23 protein-coding genes are annotated in these 23762 nt (G+C 67.4%); 9 read left to right on the top strand and 14 right to left on the bottom strand.

The window, feature by feature from the left end:
• Positions 1 to 203: 203 nt before the first annotated feature.
• Positions 204 to 869 (bottom strand): hypothetical protein, encoded by a 666-nt coding sequence (locus RCP38_RS06675; RefSeq protein ID WP_308476336.1) that lies wholly within the window; start codon positions 867 to 869, stop codon positions 204 to 206.
• A gap of 278 nt (positions 870 to 1147) precedes the next feature.
• Between RCP38_RS06675 and RCP38_RS06670 the strand changes: the two genes are divergently transcribed.
• The gene (locus tag RCP38_RS06670) at positions 1148 to 1762 is read left to right on the top strand and encodes a type II toxin-antitoxin system PemK/MazF family toxin (protein WP_308476335.1); all 615 of its coding nucleotides are present in this window, start codon (positions 1148 to 1150) and stop codon (positions 1760 to 1762) included.
• Positions 1763 to 1790: 28 nt separating this feature from the next.
• Here the strand turns inward: RCP38_RS06670 and RCP38_RS06665 are convergent, their stop codons facing one another.
• Positions 1791 to 2219, bottom strand: coding sequence for a CBS domain-containing protein (locus RCP38_RS06665; RefSeq protein WP_308476334.1), 429 nt, complete (start codon positions 2217 to 2219; stop codon positions 1791 to 1793).
• 125 nt (positions 2220 to 2344) lie between these two features.
• Between RCP38_RS06665 and RCP38_RS06660 the strand changes: the two genes are divergently transcribed.
• Both RCP38_RS06660 and rpsT read left to right on the top strand, forming a co-directional pair.
• Positions 2345 to 3202: a ribonuclease Z gene (locus RCP38_RS06660; protein ID WP_308476333.1), complete on the top strand. Its 858-nt coding sequence runs from the start codon at positions 2345 to 2347 to the stop codon at positions 3200 to 3202.
• A 100-nt stretch (positions 3203 to 3302) separates the two neighbouring features.
• Positions 3303 to 3563: a 30S ribosomal protein S20 gene (rpsT, locus tag RCP38_RS06655; protein ID WP_308476332.1), complete on the top strand. Its 261-nt coding sequence runs from the start codon at positions 3303 to 3305 to the stop codon at positions 3561 to 3563.
• A 72-nt stretch (positions 3564 to 3635) separates the two neighbouring features.
• On the opposite strand, the gene holA is transcribed toward rpsT, so the two are convergent.
• From holA to RCP38_RS06635, 4 genes are all read right to left on the bottom strand, one after another.
• The gene (gene holA, locus RCP38_RS06650; protein WP_308476331.1) at positions 3636 to 4598 is read right to left on the bottom strand and encodes a DNA polymerase III subunit delta; all 963 of its coding nucleotides are present in this window, start codon (positions 4596 to 4598) and stop codon (positions 3636 to 3638) included.
• Positions 4599 to 4610: 12 nt separating this feature from the next.
• Positions 4611 to 6170 (bottom strand): ComEC/Rec2 family competence protein, encoded by a 1560-nt coding sequence (locus RCP38_RS06645; RefSeq protein ID WP_308476330.1) that lies wholly within the window; start codon positions 6168 to 6170, stop codon positions 4611 to 4613.
• Positions 6171 to 6172: 2 nt separating this feature from the next.
• Positions 6173 to 7021, bottom strand: coding sequence for a ComEA family DNA-binding protein (locus RCP38_RS06640; protein ID WP_308476329.1), 849 nt, complete (start codon positions 7019 to 7021; stop codon positions 6173 to 6175).
• A 94-nt stretch (positions 7022 to 7115) separates the two neighbouring features.
• On the bottom strand, positions 7116 to 7652 hold the full coding sequence (locus RCP38_RS06635) for a DUF4352 domain-containing protein (RefSeq protein WP_308476328.1): 537 nt from the start codon (positions 7650 to 7652) through the stop codon (positions 7116 to 7118).
• Between the two features lie 109 nt (positions 7653 to 7761).
• Between RCP38_RS06635 and RCP38_RS06630 the strand changes: the two genes are divergently transcribed.
• Both RCP38_RS06630 and RCP38_RS06625 read left to right on the top strand, forming a co-directional pair.
• Positions 7762 to 8922 (top strand): acyl-CoA dehydrogenase family protein, encoded by a 1161-nt coding sequence (locus RCP38_RS06630; RefSeq protein WP_308476327.1) that lies wholly within the window; start codon positions 7762 to 7764, stop codon positions 8920 to 8922.
• Between the two features lie 15 nt (positions 8923 to 8937).
• Positions 8938 to 10044, top strand: coding sequence for an acyl-CoA dehydrogenase family protein (locus tag RCP38_RS06625; RefSeq protein WP_308476326.1), 1107 nt, complete (start codon positions 8938 to 8940; stop codon positions 10042 to 10044).
• Between the two features lie 4 nt (positions 10045 to 10048).
• On the opposite strand, the gene RCP38_RS06620 is transcribed toward RCP38_RS06625, so the two are convergent.
• The gene (locus tag RCP38_RS06620; RefSeq protein ID WP_308477097.1) at positions 10049 to 11233 is read right to left on the bottom strand and encodes an enhanced intracellular survival protein Eis; all 1185 of its coding nucleotides are present in this window, start codon (positions 11231 to 11233) and stop codon (positions 10049 to 10051) included.
• 65 nt (positions 11234 to 11298) lie between these two features.
• Between RCP38_RS06620 and RCP38_RS06615 the strand changes: the two genes are divergently transcribed.
• Positions 11299 to 12339 (top strand): NAD(P)H-dependent amine dehydrogenase family protein, encoded by a 1041-nt coding sequence (locus RCP38_RS06615; RefSeq protein WP_308476325.1) that lies wholly within the window; start codon positions 11299 to 11301, stop codon positions 12337 to 12339.
• Positions 12340 to 12404: 65 nt separating this feature from the next.
• Here the strand turns inward: RCP38_RS06615 and RCP38_RS06610 are convergent, their stop codons facing one another.
• A complete protein-coding gene (locus tag RCP38_RS06610; protein WP_308476324.1) occupies positions 12405 to 12992 on the bottom strand; it encodes a PepSY domain-containing protein in 588 nt (195 codons plus the stop codon).
• A gap of 222 nt (positions 12993 to 13214) precedes the next feature.
• Here RCP38_RS06610 and RCP38_RS06605 point away from each other — a divergent pair, with 222 nt between their 5' ends.
• Both RCP38_RS06605 and RCP38_RS06600 read left to right on the top strand, forming a co-directional pair.
• Positions 13215 to 13658 carry an MmpS family transport accessory protein gene (locus RCP38_RS06605; RefSeq protein ID WP_308476323.1) on the top strand — a complete coding sequence of 148 codons (444 nt, stop codon included), beginning with the start codon at positions 13215 to 13217 and terminating at the stop codon, positions 13656 to 13658.
• Positions 13655 to 16567 carry an MMPL/RND family transporter gene (locus RCP38_RS06600; RefSeq protein ID WP_308476322.1) on the top strand — a complete coding sequence of 971 codons (2913 nt, stop codon included), beginning with the start codon at positions 13655 to 13657 and terminating at the stop codon, positions 16565 to 16567. The genes RCP38_RS06605 and RCP38_RS06600 overlap by 4 nt, the downstream gene beginning before the upstream one ends.
• A 21-nt stretch (positions 16568 to 16588) precedes the next feature.
• Here the strand turns inward: RCP38_RS06600 and RCP38_RS06595 are convergent, their stop codons facing one another.
• Genes RCP38_RS06595 through nadD form a run of 5 tightly spaced genes read right to left on the bottom strand, consistent with a single transcriptional unit; the run spans position 16589 to position 19871 of the window.
• On the bottom strand, positions 16589 to 17449 hold the full coding sequence (locus tag RCP38_RS06595; RefSeq protein WP_308476321.1) for a DegV family protein: 861 nt from the start codon (positions 17447 to 17449) through the stop codon (positions 16589 to 16591).
• Complete coding sequence (gene octT / locus RCP38_RS06590; RefSeq protein WP_308476320.1) at positions 17446 to 18186, bottom strand: diglucosylglycerate octanoyltransferase; 741 nt, start codon at positions 18184 to 18186, stop codon at positions 17446 to 17448. Before octT ends, RCP38_RS06595 begins: the two co-directional genes overlap by 4 nt.
• Positions 18176 to 18856: a glucosyl-3-phosphoglycerate phosphatase gene (gpgP, locus tag RCP38_RS06585; RefSeq protein WP_308476319.1), complete on the bottom strand. Its 681-nt coding sequence runs from the start codon at positions 18854 to 18856 to the stop codon at positions 18176 to 18178. The genes octT and gpgP overlap by 11 nt, the downstream gene beginning before the upstream one ends.
• The gene (gene rsfS / locus RCP38_RS06580) at positions 18853 to 19248 is read right to left on the bottom strand and encodes a ribosome silencing factor (RefSeq protein ID WP_308476318.1); all 396 of its coding nucleotides are present in this window, start codon (positions 19246 to 19248) and stop codon (positions 18853 to 18855) included. The genes gpgP and rsfS overlap by 4 nt, the downstream gene beginning before the upstream one ends.
• The gene (gene nadD / locus RCP38_RS06575; protein ID WP_373692500.1) at positions 19245 to 19871 is read right to left on the bottom strand and encodes a nicotinate-nucleotide adenylyltransferase; all 627 of its coding nucleotides are present in this window, start codon (positions 19869 to 19871) and stop codon (positions 19245 to 19247) included. The genes rsfS and nadD overlap by 4 nt, the downstream gene beginning before the upstream one ends.
• A gap of 101 nt (positions 19872 to 19972) precedes the next feature.
• Here nadD and RCP38_RS06570 point away from each other — a divergent pair, with 101 nt between their 5' ends.
• The gene (locus tag RCP38_RS06570; RefSeq protein ID WP_308477096.1) at positions 19973 to 21019 is read left to right on the top strand and encodes a class I SAM-dependent methyltransferase; all 1047 of its coding nucleotides are present in this window, start codon (positions 19973 to 19975) and stop codon (positions 21017 to 21019) included.
• 5 nt (positions 21020 to 21024) lie between these two features.
• Here RCP38_RS06570 and RCP38_RS06565 read toward each other — a convergent pair whose 3' ends face one another.
• On the bottom strand, positions 21025 to 23652 hold the full coding sequence (locus RCP38_RS06565) for a helix-turn-helix transcriptional regulator (protein WP_416223209.1): 2628 nt from the start codon (positions 23650 to 23652) through the stop codon (positions 21025 to 21027).
• Positions 23653 to 23762 lie beyond the last annotated feature (110 nt).

The following is a 23762-nucleotide window of genomic DNA, read 5'->3' as shown; positions in this document are numbered from 1 at the left end:
TGTATCGCGCTGCAAGCCGACGCCACGATGACGCCCCGCCGACTACTCCCCCAGCAGCATTGCCGTAAAGATGCCTAAATCTAACAGCAGACTGTGAATAGAGTCAAGATTCACTTACTAGCTGGCCAGCGGATCATTTACACCCGCTATCCGCTGGTAGCGGCCGGTGCGGATGGATCGCCCGGCCGTGCCGCGGCCTCCGGCTAGGGAGTTACATCGGCCACACCGAACATGCCGAACAGGTCACTCCAGGCGGTCTGCATCAAGTCGGCTTGCAGGGCCATCAACGCATCCTGGAAGCCACTGGCGCTGACGACGGTCGCCGGGTCGATCAGGTTCGCCAGATCCGCCCCGAGGTCGGTGTCGGGACCGATGCCGGCACCGCTGAGGTCGTCGTAGAGCTGCTGGCCGATGGCCGACTCGTAGCCGCCGTCCCCGAGCCCCTGGTTCACCCCGAGGAGGTGATCCAGTTGCGCCTGCATCAGGGCCTGGCCGACCAGGTCGGCCTCGGTGAACCGGGAGAACGCCCCGTTGAACAGACTGTCCGCCGGGTCGTCGGCGTCGCCCGGAAAGAGCAGTGCGGAATCGGTGAGCCCGAGGCCGCCGTCGGCGGTCGGTTCCAGAGCCCAGGAGTAGATGCTCTGCTGCAGCGCTACGTCGTTGAGGAATTGCTGGTGGTCCAGACCGACCTGCGCGTCGATCAGGTCCTGATGCGGGCCATCGGCGGCACCGACCAGCAGGATGTCACGCTGCGCGACCAGATCGGCGTGGTCACAGATGCCGACGACGGCCAGTGCGCCGACGGATAGTCCCGTGACGGCGACGATTCCGGCGGCTACCCCCCGTCGAAGATCGTTGTGGTAATTCATGATTTTGGTTCCGTTATCGGTAGGGAATCAGAACGCTGAAGCTGCGGCTCGCGCTCGGGCGAGCGATCTCGTCGTCACCAAACGGGCCTCCCGGCACTGCACGGTTCCGCCGCTGGGCCACCTGCCGGCGGGAACGGCTATTTCTCGGACCCTACGCCGATGCGGATCTAGGGACAATGCAAGCGGCGCATCAGTTTTCGTAAAGTTTCCTGTCCGACCACCGTTGCGCACGCGGCAACGGAACGCGGCCGCGACGTCAGGTCGCCTATGCTGCGAACATGGCTTCCCCGCGGAAGATCCCATGGCGGACGGTGCAACGATTCGCGGAGAACCTGGTCTTCAACGAGGCCCCACGGTTCATCCGCCAACTCGAACAGACACCGGTGGTGCAACAACGCATCCAACGGGGCATCGAGCAGGGCATCAAGATCGGTCTGGAGGTACTCAGTGGCGGCGCGCCAGGACCCACCCCGGAGATCCCCGCGGGTCGCCCGGTGACCCACCGCAGTACCCCCACCGCGCACCGCGCCCGCCGGATCGCCTACGCCCCCGACCTCAACGGACGTGCCGACCCGGGCGAGATCGTCTGGACCTGGGTGGCCTACGAGGACGAGCCCGACCATGGCAAAGACCGCCCGGTGCTGGTCGTCGGCCGCGACCGCAGCATGCTGCTCGGCCTGATGCTGTCCAGCCGGGAACGGCACGCCGACGACACCAACTGGGTCGGGATCGGGTCGGGTACCTGGGACGACTCCCACCGGCTCAGCTGGGTACGGCTGGATCGGGTGCTCGATGTCCCCGAGGAGTCCATCCGCCGCGAGGGCGCCATCCTGCCCCGGCCGATGTTCGACGCGGTGGCCGCCCGGCTGCGCAGCGAGTATTCGTGGAGCTGATCGCACCGACCGCGCCGGTCCGGCGCGGCTATCCCTGGCTGATGTAGGAGCGCAGCTGCGCGTGCTCGGCCTGCAGTTCTTCCATCCGGGACTTCACGATGTCGCCGATACTGACGATGCCGGCCAACCGGCCGTCTTCGAGCACCGGGATGTGACGCGCCCGGTGCTCGGTCATCAAGATGCTCACGTCGTCGGCGGAGTCGGTCTTGCTGCACGTCGCCACCAGGCGGGTCATGATCGCCGATACCGGTCGGGGCAACAGACTGGCGCCGTGAACCTGCAGTTGGCGCACCACGTCGCGCTCGGAGGCCACGCCCTCCAGACCGCCGGGTCCGATCACCACCATCGCGCCGATGTTGTGTTCGGCCAGACCCGCGATCAACTCCATGACGGTGGCGTCGGGGTGGATGGTCACCACCGCCGCACCCTTGTTTCGCAATACGTCCGCGATCCGCATGAATGCCTCCCGACGTAGTGATCTACTTCACACCAGGCTAGGCCATTTGGGCCGATGCGGGGCGGCCATCCCGAAACTGAGCATTCACGTGGCGCGCGCCCGGTGTTTGTGGCATATGTGACGCCATGACCATCGAGATCACCCTGCTCGGCACCGGAAGCCCGATCCCCGACCCGAACCGGGCCGGCCCCGCCACCCTGGTGCGCGCCGGCGGCCAGCAACTCCTCATCGACTGCGGCCGCGGGGTGCTGCAGCGGCTGGCGGCGGCGGGCGGCTCGGCCAACACCGTCTCGGCGCTGCTGCTGACGCACCTGCACAGCGACCACATCGCCGACCTGGGTGATCTGCTCATCACCCGATGGGTCACCACGTTCGGACCCGACGCCACGCCACTGCCGATCATCGGCCCGCCCGGCACCGCGGAAGTGGTGGAGGCGATGCTGCGGGCGTTCGGCTACGACATCGGCTACCGGATGGCCCACCACGACGACCTGACCGGGCCGCCGCCGGTCGAGGTGTCCGAACACACCACCGGTCAGGTGTGGGACCGCGACGGGGTGCGGATCACCGTGGGCCCCACCGACCACCGCCCGGTGGCGCCGACCATCGGGTTCCGCATCGAACACACCGACGCCGACGGGACCGCGTCGGTGGTACTGGCCGGTGACACCGTGCCCTGCGACAGCCTCGACGAGCTGGCGGCCGGCGCGGGCGCGCTGGTGCACACCGTGATCCGCAAAGACATCGTCGAGGCGTTACCCCAGCAGCGGATCCGGGAGATCTGCGACTACCACTCCTCGGTGGCCGAGGCCGCCGCAACCGCCCGGCGGGCCGGCGTGGGCACCCTGGTGCTGACCCACTACATACCGGCGATCGCACCCGGTCAGGAGGAGCAGTGGCGGGAACTGGCCGCCGCGGAGTTCGACGGACCGATCGAACTCGGCGACGACCTGCATCGGGTCGAGGTGACCGCGCGCGGTTGAGTCGAGTTGGGGAGTTGCCGGGCCAGCTGCTACCCTGAACAGCTGTTGCTCCCGCGTCGGGAGGTAAACCCAACTCAAGCTTTTGCGAAGGAATTACTCCGTGGCCAACATCAAGTCGCAGGTGAAGCGCAACCGGACCAACGAGCGAGCCCGGCTGCGCAACCAGTCGGTGAAGTCCGCGGTGCGCACCGCGATCCGCGCCTTCCGCGAGGCCGCCGCAGCCGGCGACAAGGACAAGGCCGGCGAGCTGCTGGTGTCGACCAGCCGCAAGCTGGACAAGGCCGCCAGCAAGGGCGTGATCCACAAGAACCAGGCCGCCAACAAGAAGTCGGCGCTGGCGCAGGCGCTCAACAAGCTCTGATCCGGCGGGTTTCCCGCAGGCACAGGCCCCTGATTCCACCCGGAACAGGGGCCTTTGTGTTGCCCCGGCCGGTCAGCGGTCGGCCAGTTCGGCGACCCTGCGGACCGCGGTCTCCAGTGCGTAGTCGGCATCGGCGGCGCCGCCTTTGACGTCGCCGTTGAGTGTGGCGACCAGCCGTACCGCGGCGGCGAGCGAATCCCGCGACCAGTACCTGGCCTGCTTCTGCGCCCGTTGCACCCGCCACGGCGGCATCCCCAGTTCACCGGCCAGCCGGTAGGCGTCACCGGAGCGGGCGCCCACTCGAGCGATGGTGTTGATCACTTCGGCCAGCGCGTCGGCCAGCACCACGTGCGCGGCACCGCGGAACATCGCCCACCGCAGCGCCTCGGTGGCGCCGGCGATGTCTCCGACGACGGCCCGATCGGCGATGTCGAACCCGGTCACCTCGGCTTTTCCGCTGTGGTACCGCCGTACCGCGAGGGCATCGACGTGCCCGCCGGTATCGGCCACCAGCTGCGAACAGGACGCTGCCAACTCGCGGATATCGGAACCGACCGCGTCCAGCAGAGCGGTGACGGTCGCGTCGTCGACCCGCACCTTGAGCCGACGGAATTCGGCGCGCACGAAATCGGCGCGTTCGGAAGCCTTGGTGATGCGTGCGCAGGCATGGACCTGTGCACCCAGGTCCCGCAACTGGCCCGCCAGTGCCTTGGCCCGTCCCCCGCCGGAGTGCACCACCACCAACACGGTTCCGACCGGCACATCGGCCGCGGTGGCGGCGATCAGCGCGACCGCGTCCTTGCCCGCTTCGGCGGCGGATTCGAGCACCACCACCCGCTCGTCGGCGAACAGCGACGGACTCAGCAGCTCGGCGAGCTCACTGGCTGCCACCTCACCGGCGCGCAGGCGGTCCACCGGGATGTCGGTGCTACCGGCCTGTGCCCGCACCCCGGCCAGCACCTGCCCGACGGCCCGTTCGACCAGCAGTTCCTCATCCCCGAGGATCAGATGCAATGGCGAAACCGATTGGCTCACCCGCCAATCGTGTCACGCAGCGGCGATACCCGCCCAGTCGGTCAACATCTGCGAGGCCGACCACGCCAGCAGACCCAGCGCCAGCCCCGCCAGCACCCACCGGCACCACTGCCATCGCCAACAGACCACCAACAGCACGGCGACCGCACCGACCCCGACCAGCCCGCTCGCCCCGCCCGGTACCGGCACCATCGCGGCCGGCATCCGCCCGGACCACTGCGCCACGCGGCAGACCCACCACAGTTCCGGCCCGGTGAAGCGGATCAAGAACTGCGCGCCCGCGGGCCAGCATCCACACAGCACCGCCGCGGCGCTGCCGAGCACGGTGATGGGCGCGACCAGCACCGCCACCGCCAGATTCGCGACGGTGCTGACCAGGCTGAGGCGTCCCGAGATGCCGGCGATCAGCGGCGCGGTGACCAGGTTGGCGGCCCACGCCACGCTGAGCGCTGCGGCCAGTGGTTTCGGCCAGCCGCGCGCCACCAGCCGGGCCGTCCAGACCGGCGCGATCAACACCAACGCCGCGGTGGCCACCACCGACAGCGCGAACCCGACATCGACGGCCAGGTGCGGGGCCACCGCCAGTAGCAGCAGCACGCTGGCGGCGAGACTCGGCACGGCCTGGCGACTCCGTGCGGTCAGCACCCCCAGCAAGGCGATCGCGCCCATCACCGCGGCACGCAGCACGCTGGCCGTCGGCTGCACGACGATCACGAACGCCACCAACGCGCCTGCGGCGGCCAGCGCGGCCGTCCGCGGACCGACCAGGCGCGCCGAGAACAGCACGGCGCCGCAGACGATCGTGACGTTGGCTCCCGAGACCGCCATCAGGTGGGTCAGCCCGGCCGCCTTGAAGTCGCGACCGGTCGCCGACGTGATCGCGGTGGTATCCCCGAGGACCAGCGCGGGCAGCAGTCGGGCCTGCTCGTCGGGCAGCACCTGACGCGCTGCGGCCGCAAACCGTGTGCGGGTCCGATGTGCCAGCCTCGCCACCGCTCCGGCCGCGCCGCGGCGCGGTACACCGGCGGCGGTGAGGGTGGCCACGGTCAGGTCGCGACGGCCCGGTCGGGCGATCTTGGCCCGAAACGCCATGGGCTGGCCGACCATCACGTCGTCGAATTCGGCTCCGGACGCGAACACCACCACCCGGCCGGAGGCGATGTCCTCGTCCACCCGCAACAGATTGGCCCGGAACATCACCCGCCGCGCGCCGACCGGCAGCGGGCTCTCCGTCGCGGTGACCGTCACCGCCGCCGTGCTGCCGAACATCGCGGTGACCGGATGGTGCGCGAGCGAGTCGGTGCGGATCGCCACCGCACCGCCGAAACCGGCCCCCACCGCGGCCGCCGCAACGGCAACGGCGGCCGCCGACCGGCAGGCCGGACGCCCGGCCCGGTCGGCGAACCAGATCAGCAGGCCCGCCAGCGTTGCCCACACCGCGCACAGTGCCGCCAGGGTGCCGCCGATTCGCCACTGGATACCGGCGGCGGTGACCAGCCAGCCCAGCACCGCCGCCGGAACCAGTCGGACGTCCAACCGGGTCTCGCTCGCCGTGGACGGGGGCGCCGTCATGGTCAGACGCGGACCAGTGCGCGCAGCTTCTCCAGCCGTGCCGGGCCGATGCCGTCGACGTCACCGAGTTGCTCGACCCGGGTGAATCTGCCGTGGGTGTCACGCCAGGCCACGATGGCCGCGGCCGTCACCGGCCCCACCCCGGGGAGGGCATCGAGTTGCTCGACGGTTGCGGTGTTGAGGTCGATGGGCTGGCCGGGTTTGGGCTCGGGGCGCTCCGCTGCCGGCGTGGCGCCGGTGTGCGGTGCGTCGGGTCCCGGTGCGGTGGGGCCGACCGAGCTCCCCAGCACCGGAGGACCGTCCGGCGGTGCCAGGCCCACGACGATCTGTTCGCCGTCGACCAACGGGCGAGCCAGGTTCAGCCCGATGGTGTCCGCACCGTCGAGTGCGCCGCCGGCGGCGGTGAGTGCGTCGGCGATCCGGGATCCCGGTGACAGTGTCGCCAGGCCCGGCTTGTGCACCAGTCCGACCACGCTGACCACCACGGTGTCGCTCGCCGGCGGGACCGGGCCCGACGCCGGGTCCTCGGCACGCGAGCTTGCTGTGGAAGCCATCTCCACCGGCGGCAGTTTGGCGCTCAGTACCGGTGCGGGCCGATCGTGGAGCACGGTGAACACCGTGATCAGCAACGCGACGGCCGCGATCACCGCCAGTGCGATCGCACCGGCTCGGCCCGGATCGGCCCGCACTTTGGCCAACCAGCCCGGGTCGGCGGTGTCGTCGGGCAGCCAGCGGGGCACCAGAGAGTTCGGGTCTACGTCGTCCGCTGCGGGGGTGTCGTCGCCGTCGTCGGGTTCGGGCAGCAGGCCGAGTCGACGCTGTAGCCGCTCGCCGGGAAGTTCGGTAGCCATGGACCGACGCTAGGTCCGGCCACCGTCGCTCCGATTGCTTAACCGCGCGATCCGCGCCGGCCTGTGGATCGCCGGCGGGACTGTGGACACCCGGTCAGGGATTCAGCCACTCCCCCACGTCTTGTGAGATGCCCGAGGATGGTGCATAGCGCACCTTCTCCGCGCCGACCCCGGTGGGCAGGGCGAAGACGATGCAGCCGGCGTCGGTGGCACCGGAGGCGATCACGAACCAGCCGTTGGTGAAATCCCGGCATTCGGTCACCTTGGCGAAGTCCGCCCGGTAGGTCTGGCCGTCGGAGCCGATTATCGAAACATCGCTGTTGCCGTTGCCGACGATCGTCGTGGTCCCGGCATTCTCGATCCGCAGTTTGGTCGCGACGTAGGTCCGGCCCGCCTCGCCCCAGCCGTTCGGGACGGTCGCCGGGGAGATCACCTCTGTCAACGTCACGGCGATCTGCTGTCCGCCGATCCGCATCAGATTCAGCGTCTGGCCGACGTGGGCGACCGGCCGGGCCTGCGGTGTTTGCTGCGGCGACGGCGTCGCGTTCGGTTCGGCGTGATCGGCGGACTCCGCCGTACACGACACCAGCGGCATGAGCAGGACACCTAACGCGACGACCCACCGTCTCATGACGTCCAGCGTACAAAAGCGCATGCCAAGACCTCCCCCGCAGTGCCACCGATTAGACGATTAGGGTGCTAACCAACCCTGAGTTCACCCAACCAACCGGGAGGTCGACGTGAGACTGGCACTGTCCGCGGAGGAGGCGGCGTTTCGCGACGAAATGCGCACCTTCTTCACCACCGAGATCCCCGCTGACATCCGCGAGCGCAGTCGGCTGGGGCATTCGATCTTCCCGGACGACATCGTCGCCACCCAGAAGATCCTCAACGCCAACGGCCTGGCCGTGCCGAACTGGCCGGTGGAGTGGGGCGGCAAGGACTGGACGCTGACCCAGCATCAGATCTGGCACGACGAGATGCAGCTGGCGTCGGTGCCCGAGCCGTTGACCTTCAACGCCAAGATGGTCGGCCCGGTGATCGCCGAGTTCGGCTCGCAGGCCATCAAGGAACGTTTCCTGCCCGCCACCGCCAACCTCGACATCTGGTGGTGCCAGGGCTTCTCCGAGCCCGAGGCCGGTTCCGACCTGGCCGGCCTGCGCACCACCGCGGTGCGTGACGGTGACAGCTACATCGTCAACGGACAGAAGACCTGGACGACGCTCGGCCAGCACGCCGACTGGATCTTCTGCCTGGTGCGTACCGACCCGCAGGCGCCCAAGAAGCAGGCCGGGATCTCCTTCCTGCTCTTCGAGGTGAACACCCCCGGTGTCACCATGCGCCCGATCAAGATGATCGACGGCGGCTACGAAGTCAACGAGGTGTTCTTCTCCGACGTGCGAGTGCCCGCCGATCAGCTGGTCGGCGAGGAGAACCACGGCTGGACGTACGCGAAGTTCCTGCTGGGCAACGAGCGGACCGGTATCGCCGGGGTGACCCGCTCCCAGGTCCGTGTGGCCGAACTCAAGGAGCGGGCCAAGGCCGTGGGAGCACTCGACGACCCGCTGTTCGCCGCGCGCGTCGCCGAACTCGAAAACGATCTGCTGGCACTGGAAATCACGCAGGCGCGCGTCTCCAGTGGCTCCGCCGACGGCAAGCCGAACCCGGCGTCGTCGGTGCTCAAGCTGCGCGGCAGCCAACTGCAGCAGGCCGTCACCGAACTGTTCGTGGAACTGGCCGGCCCCGATGCCCTGCCGTTCGAGGCGGGCGACGGAATCGCGTCGGCCGACTGGGCGCAGGAGGCGGCGCCGATCTACCTCAACTACCGCAAGACGTCGATCTACGGCGGCAGCAACGAGGTACAGCGCACCATCATCGCGTCGACGATTCTCGGCCTTTAGAGAGGTAGAACCGCTATGGACTTTCAACTCATCGACGAGCAGGTTCTGCTCCGCGACACCACCCGTTCGATGTTGGCGGACTACGACACCGAGACCCGCAACAAGATCATCGAGACCGAGCCCGGGTTCAACCCCGAGGTTTGGAAGCAACTGGCCGAGGTCGGCATTCTCGGTCTGGGTTTCGACGCCGATTCCGGGCCCCTGGAGATCATGGTGGTGCTCACCGAGATCGGCCGGCGGTTGGCGCCGGAGCCGGTGGTCCACGGTGCCCTCGGGCCGGGTGCGCTGATCGCCGAGCGCGGCGACGACGCGCAGCGTGCGTTGCTCGACGAGGTCGCCGCCGGTGAGCGCATGCTGGCCTTCGCCCACACCGAGTCCGCCATGCGCGGGATCACCGCCGCGGTGACCACCACCGCTGTGCAGCAGGGCGATTCGTGGCGGCTGAGCGGATCCAAGAATCCGGTGCTGGCCGGGGACCGCGCGGACACCCTGGTGGTCAGCGCCGCCCTGCCGAACGGCGGCACCGGGCTTTTCCTGGTCGACCCGAGCGGGGACGGCGTGACCCGACAGTCCTACCGGACCTTCGACGGTCAGCGCGGCGCCCAGATCGACTTCGCCGATGCACCGGCCACCGCGCTGGGTGAGGCCTCCGACGCCACCACGGCCATCGAACACGCGTTGATCCGCATCTCCGCGGCACTGTGCGCCGAAGCCCTCGGGGCGATGGAGGAGGCGCTGCGGCTGACCACCGATTACCTCAAGACGCGCAAGCAGTTCGGGGTCACGCTCAACACCTTCCAGACCCTGACTCAGCGCGCCGCGGACATGTACGTGTCGTTGGAACTGGCCCGCAGCATGAGCATGTACGCCTCGATGTCCCTGGCCGACGGTGATATCGACCCGCGGATCGCCGCCCGGGCCAAGTTGCAGATCGGCCGATCGGGGCGGCACATCGCCCAGGAGGCCATCCAGTTGCACGGCGGGATCGGCGTGACCTGGGAGTATCCGGTGAGTCACTACGCGGCTCGGCTCACCGCCATCGAGCACACCCTGGGCTCGTCGCAGAACCAGCTGCAGGTGCTGATCGACGGCCTGGCCGACTACGACCTGGCCAAGATGTAGCCGGTTAGAACCCGAACCCGATCTGGGCGGCGACGTCGCTGACGAACGCCGCATCCAGTGCACGCACCAGGGCGTCGTCGCGGCCGCGCAGCCTTCCCGCTGCGGCCAGCGCCGACGCCCGGTGCGCGCCCAGGTAGAGGATGCCCAGCACGTCCAGATCCAGTTCGACGTCGGCCCCGGCATCGGTCGGGGTGCAGTCGGCGCGTCCGTCGCGGACCGTGAGGGCGAATCGCCCGCCATCGGCGCGGAATCCGTCACGGATCTGCAGGACGGCCGACACATCGGCGGCGTAGCGGCGTGCGGTCAGCACCTTGGGGATGTCCATGATCCGCAGCCACAGGCCGTCCGAGCGTCCGGTGGTGGTGGCCAGCCGGGTATCGGTGAGCAGGTACGGCATCGGGTCGTCCGGGTAGGTCTCGATGACGATCTCGGCCATCAGATCGAGCCCGAGCAACGCCCGCCACAATGCGGCGTGCGCATCGGGGGTGACGGCACGGAACTCACCGACCCGCACCGACTTCGGATGTTCTCCGTGGATGCGGTAGAGCACGTAGCCGTCGGGATGCAGCAACCCGAACCATCCGGTGCCGCCGCCGCGGGTGTTCTCCCGATCGGCGAGCACCTCATCCCAGAGCACCGACGGACGCGCCAATCCGCCCGGAACGCGCCGGCGCCACCGCTGATAGATCTCGGCCAGTTCGTCTCCGCGGTCGGCAACTCGGATCAGCCGTACCCCGCCGGGATCGGGCGCATCGGCATGCAACCGCGCGAACCGCCGATCGATGGTCAGCTCGTGGTCCACCGTTGCCGGACCATAACCGAACCGCCCGTAGATGCCGCCCTCGCTGGCGGTCAACGCCGCGATCGGATAGCCCGAATCGGCAATGCGGCGGTGCAATTCGGTGTACATCATCCGGAGCACTCCGCGCCGACGGTGGGTCGGCGCCACCACGACGAAACTGACACCGGCGGTCGGCAATACCGCGCCGCCGGGCACCGTCACCTCCAGATCCAGGTAGCCCGACATGCCGATGACGTCGTCGCCGTCAGCGACCACGATCGCACTGTCTGCGGTGGTCAGGGCCCGCCAGGCGACCATCGCCCGGGAGTCCCAGTCCTCGCCGAAACCGGTGGCGGCCAGCACCCCCATCGCCGGCCAATCATCGTCGGTTGCGCTACGCAGAATCAGCTCGGCCACGTGATCCGACGGTGCCACAAAGTCCGCCGCAGCGCACCTGAATATGGTGGTGCCCTATGAACACACCGCTTCGCGTCATCCAGTGGACCACCGGCAACATCGGCCAGCGCTCGCTGCACGCCATCATCGGCAGGCCCGACATGGAGTTGGTGGGCGTCTATGCGCACGGCAAGGACAAGGTCGGGGTGGATGCCGCCGAGCTTGCCGGCTGGCCGGAGGCCACCGGGGTCACCGCCACCGATGACATCGACGCGCTGATCGCGCTGCGTCCGGACGCCTGCTGTTACAACCCGCTGTGGCCGAGCATCGACGAGCTGGTGCGGCTGTTGGAAGCCGGGATCAACGTCTGTTCGACGGCGGCCTGGATCACCGGAGGCAAACAGAGCGCCGCGGACCGCAAACGCATCGAGGACGCCTGCCGGGCCGGGAATTCGACGATGTTCGGCAGTGGTGCGCACCCCGGGCTGACCAACATGGTCGGCATGGTGTTGTCCGGGGCGTGCGAGCGGGTCGACGAGATCCGGATCACCGAATCGGTGGACTGCTCGACCTACGAGTCGGCGGCCACCATGGCGGCCATGGGGTTCGCGCAGGATCCCGACACCCCCGGGCTGGCGGAGAGTGTGCGCCGCGAAAGCGAGGTGTTCGCCGAGTCCGCGGCCATGATGGCCGACGCGATCGGCGCACAGTTGGATCGGATCACCTTCGACGTGCAGTTCACCGCCGCCACCGGCGACAGCGATCTGGGTTTCATGAAGATCCCCGCCGGAACCGTGGGCAGTGTGTTCGGCTACCACCGCGGCTGGGTGGGTGACCGCAACGTGGTCAGCGTCGGCTTCAACTGGATCATGGGCGATCAGGTCACCCCGCCCAAGCCGGTGGCCCACGGCCATGTCATCCAGGTGTTCGGGCTGCCCAACATGCGCACCGTCATCAACTGCCTGCCGCCCAAGGACTGGAACGAGGCGAACTTCAACGGCCTGGGCTCGATCTACACGGCGATGCCGGTCACCAACGCGGTGCCGTCGGTGGTCGCCGCCGCGCCGGGCATCGTGACGCTGGCCGATCTGCCGCCGGTCACCGGCCGGGCGGGTTGAGCCGCCGAATCAGACCCGGCGGTTAGCGAGGTTCGACGCAGGAGAGCCGAAGCTGGACCGCCGCATCAGACCCGCCGGTTGGCGGTGACCTTTCCGGACGCGGCATCGACGGTGACGTCGCGCTCGGCCAGGTCCTGATCCCACACGTCGGCATTCCAGACGACGGTGCCGTTGATGTCGAGCAGGCTCAACTCGGTGATCGAACCATTGGGGACGGCCGCCAACACCGTGTCCACTGCGCTGCGGAAGTCCAGATGTGCGCCCTCGACGTTGGCGCGCCGCTTGGCCTTGTCGGCCTCACCGTCGTCGGTCACCGTCGGGCCGACCAGTACCGCTATCCCGTCGGAACCGATCTTGACCTGATGTTCGGTGCCGTCGGGCGTGACCAGCCCCGCCTTCCAGGTTCCGGCGTCGCTGGTCAGGCTTTCGATGAAGATCAGCGCACTGTCGGGGACCTGGGACACCGCGAGCTCGCTCGCACGCACCAGCGTCCGCGGGTCCGGCGGTGCCTCCGGTCGCGACCAGGACGCGTCTGGAGCGGCCGATCCGCTCGCCGACGCGCCGGACGTGCCGTTATCAGCGCAGCCGGCCAGCGACAACGCAACCACGACGGCCACCAAGCCGCTTCCGACGACATTCACCAGACCGCGCATCAGCGGCCATGCTACTGAAGTCGGCGCATCCGTGCTGGAGTCGAAACGGCGGCGGTCGCGGATGCCGCCGACGGACGCGCCGGGTTTAATCCTTAGCTAAGCAAAGGTTATGCTGCCCGAGGGTGAAACCGGCGGAACCATCGACGCTTCCGCCGAGCCTCGGAGTAATTTCGGTCAGACGCCAACGATCAACCGCACTATCGACCAGCGGAAGGCGGTGGGATGAAGAAGTTCTCGATCACCGGCATACTCTCCAAACACTGGATTCCGCTGGTATTCATCGTGGTCATCGCGGTTTCGAGTGTGATCGTCACCCGGTTGCACAAGGTGTTCGCCTCCGAAGACCTCAATCCCCATGCCGGCGCCGGCATCGAGATCGTCCAGTTCAACCCGAAATACGTCGCCTACGAGGCATTCGGGCCGCCCGGGACCCGCGCCGACATCAACTACTGGGACGCCGAGGCCAACGTCCATCAGCTCAACGACGTGCCGCTGCCCTGGAGTTACACCGTGGTCACCGTGCTGCCGGCCGTCATGGCGAACATGATCGTGCAGGGCAACACCGGTGAGATCGGCTGCCGCATCAAGATCGACGACCGTCTGCTCGACGAGCGCCGGTCCTCCGGACTCAACGCCCAGACCTACTGCCTGGTGAAGTCCGGATGATCAAACGCATCAAGACGCGCCTCGACGGTCAGCAGGATCCGCACGTCAAGCGACCGTTCTTCGCGCACATGCTGCGGATCTTCGCGGTGCCGATCATCATCGCCTGGGTCGTGCTCACCGTTTTGGTGAACATCCTTGTGCCGCAGCTGGAAGTCATCTCCGAGGAACACTCCGCCCCGTTGGCGCCGGTCGACGCACCGTCGATGATCGCCAGCAAGCTCGTCGGCGAGAACTTTCAGGAATACAAGTCCAACAGCACCGTGATGATGGTGGTGGTCGGCGAGGACGAGCTCGGCGACGCGGCCCACCACTACTACGACGAGATCGTCGCGAAGCTGGTCGCGGACAAGGAGCATGTCGAGCACGCCCAGGACTTCTGGCGCGACCGGCTGACCGCCGCGGGTGTGCAGAGTTCCGACGCCAAAGCCGCCTACGTCATGCTCAATCTGGTCGGCAACCAGGGCATGACCGAAGCCAACGACTCCGTCGTCGCGGTCCGCAAGGCCATCGATGACACCCCGGCTCCCCCGGGCGTGCAGGCCTACGTCGCCGGGCCCGCCGCACTGACCGCAGACCTGCGCGAGATCGGCGATGCCAGCCTGGTCAAGATCACGCTGTTCACCATCGGGGCGATCGCGATCATGTTGCTGATCGTCTTCCGGTCGTGGGCTGCGATGTTGACGCAGTTGTTCCTGACGCTGCTGGAGTTGATGTGTGCCCGCGGAGTGGTGGCCGTGATGGGCTATCACGACGTCATGGGGCTGACCACGTTCGCGGTCAACATCATGGTGATGCTGGCCATCGCGGCCGGCACCGACTACGGCATCTTCCTGATCGGCCGCTACCGCGAAGCCCGGGTCGCCGGCGAAGACCGGATCGACGCCTACTACACCACCGTTCGCAGCGTCACCCCCGTCGTGCTCGGGTCCGGTCTGACCATCGCCGGCGCATCGGCGATGCTCTACTTCACCCGGCTGCCCTACTTCCACACCATGGGTATTCCGGTCTCGGTCGGCATGCTCGTGGTGGTCGGCGCCGCCCTGACGCTGGGCCCCGCAATGCTGGTGGTGGTCACCACGTTCGGTCTGCTCGACCCCAAGAAGGCCACTCGCGGCGGGTTCTGGCGAAAGGCCGGGATCTCGGTGGTGCGCTGGCCGGGACCGATCATGGTCGCCAGCCTGGCCATCATCATGATCGGCCTGGTCGCCCTGCCGGGGTTCAAACCGGGCTACGACGACCGCAAGTACCTGCCCAAGGACACCCCGGTCAACGTCGCCTACGCCGCCGCGGAGAAGCACTTCTCGGCCGCGCGGATGGCCCCGGACATCACCATGGTCGAATCCGACCACGACATGCGCAATCCCGCGGACATGCTGGTGCTGGACCGGGTCGCCAAGAACATCATGCGGGTGGTCGGGATAGGGATGATCCAGGACATCACCCGGCCGCTGGGTATCCCGTTGCAGCACAGCTCGATTCCGTTCCAGTTGAGCGTCTCCAATCAACTGATGATCCAGAACATGAAGACGCTCAAGGACCGGGTCCAGGACATCGACACGATCTCCCAGCAGCTGGACAAAGACATCGAGTTGCTGATCCAGATGTACGGCTACCTGCAAGAGGTCGACCGCACCTTCGATGACACCGCCGAGGTCACCGAACGCACCGTGGAGATCTCCGACCGGATCCGTGACCATATCGCCGAGTTCGACGACCAGTTCCGCCCGCTGCGCAGCTATTTCTACTGGGAACCGCACTGCTTCGACATCCCGATGTGCAACGCCCTGCGCAACACCTTCGACACCACCGACGGCGTCGACCAACTCTCCGAAGAACTGCACAACCTGTCCACCGACATCACCAAGACAGCCAGGCTGCTGCCGCAGGCCGTCGAACTGTTGCCGGCGGTGGTCGACACCATGAAGATCATGCGTGGACTGGTGCTGACGGTGCACTCCACGTTCTCGGCGTTCATCGATCAGATGGAGAGTCTGAGCAACACCCAGATCATGATGGGCCAGAGCTTCGACGACTCCAAGAACGACGACTATTTCTATCTGCCCGCCGAGGCGTTCGACAACAAGGACTTCCAGACCGGTCTGCGACTGTTCATGTCCCCGGACGGCAAGTCGGCGCGCTTCTTCGTCACCCACCAGACCTATCCGGCGACCGCCGAGGGTATCAAGCGCGTCGAACCGGAACGTATTGCGGCACAAGAAGCCTTGAAGCAGTCCTCGCTGTCCGACGCCAAGGTCTATATCGGCGGCATGGCGGCCCTGTACGAGGACATGCAGAACGGCGCCAAGTACGACCTGATGATCGCGGTCGTGGCGTCGCTGACGCTGATCTTCCTGATCATGATGATGATCACCCGTTCCCTGGTGGCCGCCGCGGTGATCCTCGGTACCGCATCCAGTTCGATCGCCGCGTCCTTCGGTATCTCGGTGTTGATCTGGCAGCACATCTTCGGTCAACACATCTATTGGGTGACCCTGGTACTGGCCGTGATCGTGCTGCTGGCCGTCGGATCGGACTACAACCTGCTGCTGGTCTCCCGGTTCGAAGAAGAGATTCACGCCGGGCTCAAGACCGGTTACATCCGTGCCATGGCGGGCAGCGGTGGCGTGGTGACCTCGGCCGGAATGGTGTTCGCCGCGACCATGGGCATCATGTTCTTTTCCGACCTCAAGGCGATCGGCATGTACGGCACCACCGTCGCGATCGGACTGCTGCTGGATACCTTCGTGGTCCGGGCGTTCTTCATGCCCTCGATCGCAACGCTGTTGGGCAAGTGGTTCTGGTGGCCGCAGGTGGTCCGGCCGTGGGGACCCAATAAGAACATCCGCGGAATCGCGGCGCACACCCCGCATGACGAGGCCACCGACAGGTTCGCGGCGCCCACGCAGTGACACCGCGGTTCGCTCATGGGCTCAGGGGCGCACGAACTCTTCCGGGTCGACGTCGACGCATACCGCTACCGCCCCCGCCCCGACGTGCAGTGCCAGCGTGGGGCACAAATCGGTGATGACGGCCGGTTCGCAGGCCGGTAGGCGCTCGGCTAGGGCGCCGGCCACCTCGGCGGCCCCCTGCGGATTGGCGACATGATGCACCGCCAACGCGGCGGAACGCTCCCCCACCACGTCACACACCCGGTCGAGCATCGCCGCGACGGCTTTGCTCACGGTGCGAATACGCTGGGCCAGAACAAGTTTGCCGTCCTCGACGGCCAGCAGCGGTTTCAGCGACAGTGCGGTGCCCAGCCAGGCCGCCGCGCTGCCGATCCGGCCGCTGCGCCGCAGATTGTCCAGTCGTTGCACCACCATGTAGGCGTGGCTCCGGTGCACGGCGGCGTCCGCGGCGGCCGCCACCCCGGCGAGGTCGGCACCGGCTGCGGCCGCACGCGCCGCCGCCAGCGCTACGAACCCGGTGCCCATCGCGGCCGACCTGGAGTCCACCACCCGAACCCCGGAACCGATCTGCTCGGCGGCTTGTTCGGCGGTACCGAACGTCCCCGACAGCAACGAGGAGATGTGCACTGCGACCACACCGGAACCGGCACTGTAGGACAGCGCGTTCCGGTAGGCACCGACCAGGTCGTCGGGTCCGGCCCCGGCGGTGGTGACCCGATCCCGCGCGTAGATGTCCGCCGGTACGTCGTCCACCCCGTCACGCAGGTCGACGCCGTCGAGCAGGATGTGCAACGGAACCGTTCGGATGCCCCACCGGTCACGCAGCGCGACAGGCAGGCACGCCGACGAATCAGTCACCACGACAACGCGCGGGCCGCTCATTCCACCGGACCGGATACGCCGGCCTCACGCAGTGCTTTGAGCATCAGATCGGCGACCGCGCAATGCGCTTCGAAGTTCCAGTGAATCCCGTCCGGGTTGGCCCGCCCGCTGAGAACCTCGTCGGCGACGGCGGCCTTGAGGTCCACCAACGGAACATCGCGCTCCCGTGACCAGGCTTCGATGGCCCGGACGGTGGGTTCGCGGCCCTGGTGGGCACGTCCATAGGTGTCGGCGATGTGCACCGACGGCAACGACGCCACGATCGGGATTCCCGGCCGGTTGAAATCGATGGCGCCCCTGGTCATCTCAAGGTATTCCGCGGTGAGGTGCGGCGGCAGCGCGGCCCGTGCCATCGGCGAGAACCGGGGCTGCAACCAGCCGTAACCGTCACGGACCCACCGTCGCAACCACGCCGGTCGCACATAGCGGATCAGCTCGCGCAGCGCCGTCGGCCATACCGACGGCAACGAGTCCATCCCACTCGTCGCGAAGATCACCGCGCCGGCACGCGGCAGCGCAGCCCAGGCCCGCGGATCCTGGGTGGAAGCCCACCACACATCGCGGCTGGTCCAGCCGATCCGCCCGATCAGTTCGACGTCCCAGCCGAGTTCGGCGGCGACGATGTTGGGCCAGATCTTGGGGTGATCGGCCGGCAACCCGCCGGTCGGCCCGTAGTAGGACAGCGAGTCGGCGAAGACCAGCAGTGTCGGTCGCGCGTCAGAGGATTTAGAGGACATCACCGGCCACCTGTGCTGAGGCGTTCCAGACGTCGAGCCGCCATCGCACATCGGCGAAGTCGTCGTCGGGATCCGCTTTGTCGGAGTATCCACTGAGCTGGGTCCAACTGGCGTTGGCCATTCCGCCCAGTGCCGGCCAGTTGTCGACCGGAAGTCGCAGCAGCGCAGCGGTGAGCGCCGCGATCAACCCGCCGTGGGCGACCAGCACCACCGGTTGATCGGCGTGCTCGGTGCTGCCCCAGTGCGGTTCGGTGGCCACCAACTCGGCGACCAGGGGGATGCTGCGCTCCGCGACGTCGACTCGGCTCTCCCCGCCGTGCGGGGCCCATCGGGCGTCGTCGCGCCAGGCCAGCCGGGCACCCGGGGATGCGGCGTCCACCTCTTCGTGCGTCAGTCCCTGCCAGTCACCCAGGTGTGTCTCGCGCAGGCGGGTGTCCACCCGGACCTGCAAACCGTTGTGTTCGGCCAGCACCGTGGCGGTGTCGTAGGCGCGCCACAGGTCGGAGGAGACGATCAGCAGTGGGTGTCGCTTGCGCAGCACCTCGGCGGCCGCGGCGGCCTGAGCGCGGCCGAGATCGCTCAGGACGGTGTCGAGCTGACCCTGCATTCGGCTTCCGGCGTTGAACTCGGTCTGGCCGTGGCGCAGCAGGATCAGCCGGCGGGTCTTCACGAGGCATCCTCCGGTGGGGCGTCACCGGCCGAGTCGTCCAACGCCACCGGCACCAGCGGGCAGTCCTTCCACAGTCGATCCAGTGCGTAGAAGTCCCGCTCGTCCTGGTGCTGGATGTGTACGACGATGTCGACGTAATCCAGCAGGGTCCAGCGGCCCTCGCGGGTGCCCTCCCGGCGTGCCGGTTTGTGTCCGGCCAGCCGCATCTTCTCTTCGACCTCGTCGACGATCGCGTTGACCTGGCGTTCGTTGGACGCCGAGGCGATGACGAAGCAGTCGGTGATGACCAGCTGCGCCGAAACATCGATGACGACGACGTCGTCGGCCAGCTTGTTCGAGGCGGCACCGGCCGCCACGGTGGCCATCGCGATGGCCTCGGGTGTCGCGGTCATTGTGGTTCTCCGGGGGTCGGTTGGTAGAGGTGGCGCTTGGACACGTACTGGACCACACCGTCGGGTACCAGGTACCAGATCGGTCGGGCTTCGGCCGCGCGGCGACGGCAGTCGGTCGACGAGATCGCCAGCGCCGGCACTTCGACCAGTGTCAACGCGTCGGGTGGCAGCGCGCCCAGCGCCTCGGCGAGATGGTCGCCGTTCAGTTCGTAACCGGGTCGACTCACCCCCACGAACCGCGCCATCTCGAACATCTCCGGCCAATCCTGCCAGGACACGATAGAGGCCAGGGCATCCGCACCGGTGATGAAGTACAACTCGGCGTCGGAATACTGTTGTTGCAGGTCGCGCAGGGTGTCCTTGGTGTAGGTGGGTCCGGCCCGATCGATGTCGACGCGGCTCACCGAGAACCTCGGGTTCGAGGCGGTGGCGATCACCGTCATCAGGTAGCGGTCTTCTGCGGCGGTCACGCGGCGGTCCTTGAGCCACGGCTGGCCGGTCGGGACGAACACCACTTCGTCGAGACCGAACAGGTCGGCTACCTCGCTGGCCGCGACCAGGTGCCCGTGATGGATGGGATCGAATGTCCCACCCATGACTCCCAGCCGCCGTTTTCGCACGATAGGCCAGCTTACTTGGGGTCCGCGGCTGAGCGGCCTCCCCCATCCCGCCGCGACGGCCGGGCGTTGTTTCGCTTCGGTGCGCAATCGTGTACAAGATGACTGTGGACGAATTGCCCTTGACCTCAGTTGATCGTGCGCAGTCGGCGAAGGACGCCATGCTGAAGCGCTTCTACACCCGCGCGCAGATCACCGGGGAGATCAAGCTGCCCGCCGTCCCGAGCATGCTCGACGAATACGTGTCGATGTGCGACACCGTGTTCGCGGGTCTGGGCAAGAAATTCAACGAGCTCGAACTCGCCCACCTGAGACGTGTATTGGAAGATCAACTGACCCAGGCGTACGCCGCCTCGGTGCGGTCGAACATCATTATCTCCTACAATGCGCCGATCGGGCCCTCCCTCAACTACACGGTGCGTGCGGAGTGGAGTTCTGTCGCCGAGGCGTACACGAATTGGCTGTCGACGCGGAAGCCGCCCCTGTTCGGCACCGAACCCGATGCCCGCGTCTGGCAACTGTCCAACGAGTTCTATGACGCCGCGTCCTACCCGGTACTCGAGATCGGCGGCGGCACCGGGCGTAACGCGTTGGCCCTGGCACGCCGCGGACATCCGGTCGACGTGGTGGAGATGACACCGAAGTTCGCCGAGATCATCCGATCCGAAGCCCAACAGGAATCATTGAACGTACGCGTCATCGTGCGTGACGTGTTCGCCGGCGCGGACGATCTGCGCAATGACTACCAACTGGTCGTGCTCTCCGAGGTATTGACCGATTTCCGGTCCACGACGCAGCTACGCAGTCTGTTCGAACTGGCTGCCCGAAGCCTTGCCCCGAGTGGACGGCTGGTCTTCAACGCTTTCCTGGCCGACGACGGCTATGAACCCGACGGCGCCGCGCGTGAGTTCGGCCAACAGGTGTACACCAGTTTGTTCACCCGCGACGAAATGTCCGACGCTATCGCCGGTCTGCCGTTTCGGCTGCTTTCCGACGAGTCGGTGTACGACTACGAGAAGGCGAATCTGCCCTACGGCGCTTGGCCCCCCACCAGCTGGTACACCGACTGGGTAAGTGGGCTCGACGCGTTCAAGACCACCCGCGAGGAGAGTCCGATCGAGCTGCGCTGGTTGATCTACGAACGGACTCGCTGAGGACGTCACGCCTCGGTTTGAAGCCCGCCGAACAGCCTGACCAACTGATCACGCCGCTCGATGCCGAGCTTGGCGAACATCCGGTAGAGGTGGCCGTCGATGGTGCGTACCGATACCGAGAGCCGATGAGCGATCTCACGGTTGGACAGCCCGGCGGCGACCAGCATCGCGATCTCACGTTCACGGCCGGTGATCGGCAACGGCAGAACCGCCTCGGTCACCGCCGGGGTATGGATGTCGCCCTGCTTGGCCAGCCATTGGGAGCGGGTGGACGATTCCAACTGTTTGCCGCGTTGGCCGCCGCGCGCGTACTCGCAGGAAGCCTGAGCGGCCGCGTCCGCAGCCATCGCGAAAGCTCCCAGGGCGGCATACCGGTCCGAGGTGGAACTCAACAGGTCGGCGTCGTGATTGGCCATGCCCCGCGCCTGCGCGGCAGCCAATTCGGGCAAGGGCGCCTTCAGGATCCTGGCCAGCTCGGACAGCCGATCGGCTTGGGCTCGGTCACCGAATCTGACCGCGGTGTGCAGCGCACGCATCTCGACGGCGTGCATACCCAGGTTCCGGGCGACGTGAGCCGCCCGTAGCGCATGTGCCCGTCCCGCGGAGGTTTCGCCGTGCGCCGCACGTTCCCAGGCGCGAGCCAGTTCTACCTCGGGTAGGAAGGCCGCGGCCTGCGGCCCGTAGGCGCTCTCACAACGCCGCAGCGCCACCGACGCCGCAGACGCGTTGCCCTGAGCGGATTCCGCCTGGGTCGCCCACGCACTGGCCAGCATCGGCCACATCGCCTGGGCACCGACGACCAACGCCGGTATGGCGTTCTGGAACGCCGCACTGGCCGCGGAGAGTTGGCCGCGGGCCAGATACACCAGGCCGAACAGCACCCCTGCCATGGCGTCCGGTTCCGGCACGCCCGCCGCCATCGCGGCATAGCGTTCGGCGACCGATTCGGCCGCCGCGAAGTCGCCCACGACGGCTGCTGCCAGCACCTCGGCGACGCCGAAACCGTAGCGAATGGTCCCCAACCGGCCGCCGACGACCGCCCGCAGCCCGGCGTCGGCGACCGCGGTCACCTCTTCGAAGCGTCCGGCGGCAGCCAACGCGTATGCCGTCGGTAGCGCCGCCAGTGCGGTTGCCACGGGAAGTTCTTCGGCACCGAACATCGACACGTCACCCAGTGCCGTAGCCGGCATATCGCCGGAGAAGAACGCGACGGACAACTCGACGGACTCAACCATCGCGGTGCTCGACTCGGGATACCGGCAGCTTTGCAACTGACTCAAAACGGTTCGGGCCGCTTCGATGTCGCCGCAGTTCCAGAACAGATTGGACGCGCGCAGGCAGGCCCATTGGACGATCGACCGGTCGGCGGCACCGTCGAGGCTCACGTCCTTGAGCACACGCTCCGCCGCATCGCCACGGCCCTGCCAGCACAGTGCATCGGCGAGCACCAGCGCGGCGGGAAGACCTCCACCGTGTTCTAAAGCGAAGCGGGACAAGTCTTCTGCCTGGCTGAGATTCGCCACCGCGGTCGCGCTGGTCGCCGCCCTGATGATCAGCTCCAGGTCGGGCTTCAAGTCACTGCGGATCATGAACTGAGCCAGTCGGATCTGGCCACGCATGTCGGGCAGACGAATCCGCTGTCCCCGGCGCAGATGTTTCTGATACGCCTTAGCCAGCAAGCCGTTGAGCCGGCGCAGTCGGACCACTCCAGCACGCGCGAGCGCCGCGTCGCCGAACACCGGGTGCGTCACCTGCGCCAGGGTTCCGGATCCGTCGGAGGCCAGGTGGATCAGCCGATGGCGCTCCAGCCCGCACACCGCTTCGGGAGAACACAGCTCGCGGAACACCTCCCAATCCAGCACTTCCGCGGTTGCCAGAATCTCGAGTGCTTCCAACTCCTCGGCGGTCAACCCCTGCAACCGGAACTCCAACAGGTCCGAGAGCTCCTGGTCCGCGTGCAGCGAGCCCTGAAGATGCCAGCCCTCGTCGGATTCCACCAGCACGCCGTTCTCTGCCCCCGCCCGCAACAGCCCGCGCAGATACAGCGGCAATCCCGCACTGCGGCCGTGCAACCCGTCGATCACCTGCGGGCTGACCACTCCGCCGAGCACCCGCCGTGCCAGTTCACCGGTCTGTTCGCGAGTGAACGGACCGACATGCAGGTTCAGCAACAACCGTTCCTTCAGCAGCGCACCCACGGCGTCCGAGACCGGTTCGCCCGAACGGATCACCACGATCAGGTGCGCGTCGCGCTCCGCCGCCAACTGGTAGGTCAACGTCGCGGACAGCGGGTCGAGCAGTTGTGCGTCATCGACGATGATCACGGGGTCCGTTGCGGCTGTGAGGTTCTGGTGAGCGGCGGCCAGCATCGCGACGGGCTCGCGGGACGCGTCGACGGTCACCGACCGGGAGAACGCCCCGAGTGGCACGTCACGGCCGGTCTGGGTTCCCAAGACAAACCGGACGGTGCGCCCCTGCGCGCTGAGTTGCGCACCGAGTGCACGGGCCAGCGTCGACTTGCCGACACCGCTCTCGCCCACCAGGGCAACGCCTTGGTAATTCGACTCAATTCCCAGTGTTTCCAGCGCTTCTCGCTGTTGTTCTTCGCGGCCTATGACCGGCCAAGCCGACACCGCTTCCGCTGTTATGTGCACTGAAGTACCGACCTCCCCGATCCCCCTGCCGGCGATCACACCTCAAGCTCGTCGGCTGTACACCAAAATACGCCCCAAATACCCAATGG

Source organism: Mycolicibacter sp. MU0083, assembly GCF_963378075.1.
GTDB classification, from domain to species: Bacteria; Actinomycetota; Actinomycetes; order Mycobacteriales; family Mycobacteriaceae; genus Mycobacterium; species Mycobacterium kokjensenii.
Note: the sequence above shows the minus strand (reverse complement) of the source record. Positions and strands in the feature narration are given on the sequence as shown.

Coding starts and splice junctions, on each gene's coding strand:
- RCP38_RS06675 (WP_308476336.1), bottom strand. CDS start 869: ATGAATTACCACAACGATCTTCGACGGGGGGTAGCCGCCGGAATCGTC.
- RCP38_RS06670 (WP_308476335.1), top strand. CDS start 1,148: ATGGCTTCCCCGCGGAAGATCCCATGGCGGACGGTGCAACGATTCGCG.
- RCP38_RS06665 (WP_308476334.1), bottom strand. CDS start 2,219: ATGCGGATCGCGGACGTATTGCGAAACAAGGGTGCGGCGGTGGTGACC.
- RCP38_RS06660 (WP_308476333.1), top strand. CDS start 2,345: ATGACCATCGAGATCACCCTGCTCGGCACCGGAAGCCCGATCCCCGAC.
- RCP38_RS06645 (WP_308476330.1), bottom strand. CDS start 6,170: ATGACGGCGCCCCCGTCCACGGCGAGCGAGACCCGGTTGGACGTCCGA.
- RCP38_RS06640 (WP_308476329.1), bottom strand. CDS start 7,021: ATGGCTACCGAACTTCCCGGCGAGCGGCTACAGCGTCGACTCGGCCTG.
- RCP38_RS06635 (WP_308476328.1), bottom strand. CDS start 7,652: ATGAGACGGTGGGTCGTCGCGTTAGGTGTCCTGCTCATGCCGCTGGTG.
- RCP38_RS06625 (WP_308476326.1), top strand. CDS start 8,938: ATGGACTTTCAACTCATCGACGAGCAGGTTCTGCTCCGCGACACCACC.
- RCP38_RS06615 (WP_308476325.1), top strand. CDS start 11,299: ATGAACACACCGCTTCGCGTCATCCAGTGGACCACCGGCAACATCGGC.
- RCP38_RS06610 (WP_308476324.1), bottom strand. CDS start 12,992: ATGCGCGGTCTGGTGAATGTCGTCGGAAGCGGCTTGGTGGCCGTCGTG.
- RCP38_RS06605 (WP_308476323.1), top strand. CDS start 13,215: ATGAAGAAGTTCTCGATCACCGGCATACTCTCCAAACACTGGATTCCG.
- RCP38_RS06600 (WP_308476322.1), top strand. CDS start 13,655: ATGATCAAACGCATCAAGACGCGCCTCGACGGTCAGCAGGATCCGCAC.
- RCP38_RS06595 (WP_308476321.1), bottom strand. CDS start 17,449: ATGAGCGGCCCGCGCGTTGTCGTGGTGACTGATTCGTCGGCGTGCCTG.
- octT (WP_308476320.1), bottom strand. CDS start 18,186: ATGTCCTCTAAATCCTCTGACGCGCGACCGACACTGCTGGTCTTCGCC.
- rsfS (WP_308476318.1), bottom strand. CDS start 19,248: ATGACCGCGACACCCGAGGCCATCGCGATGGCCACCGTGGCGGCCGGT.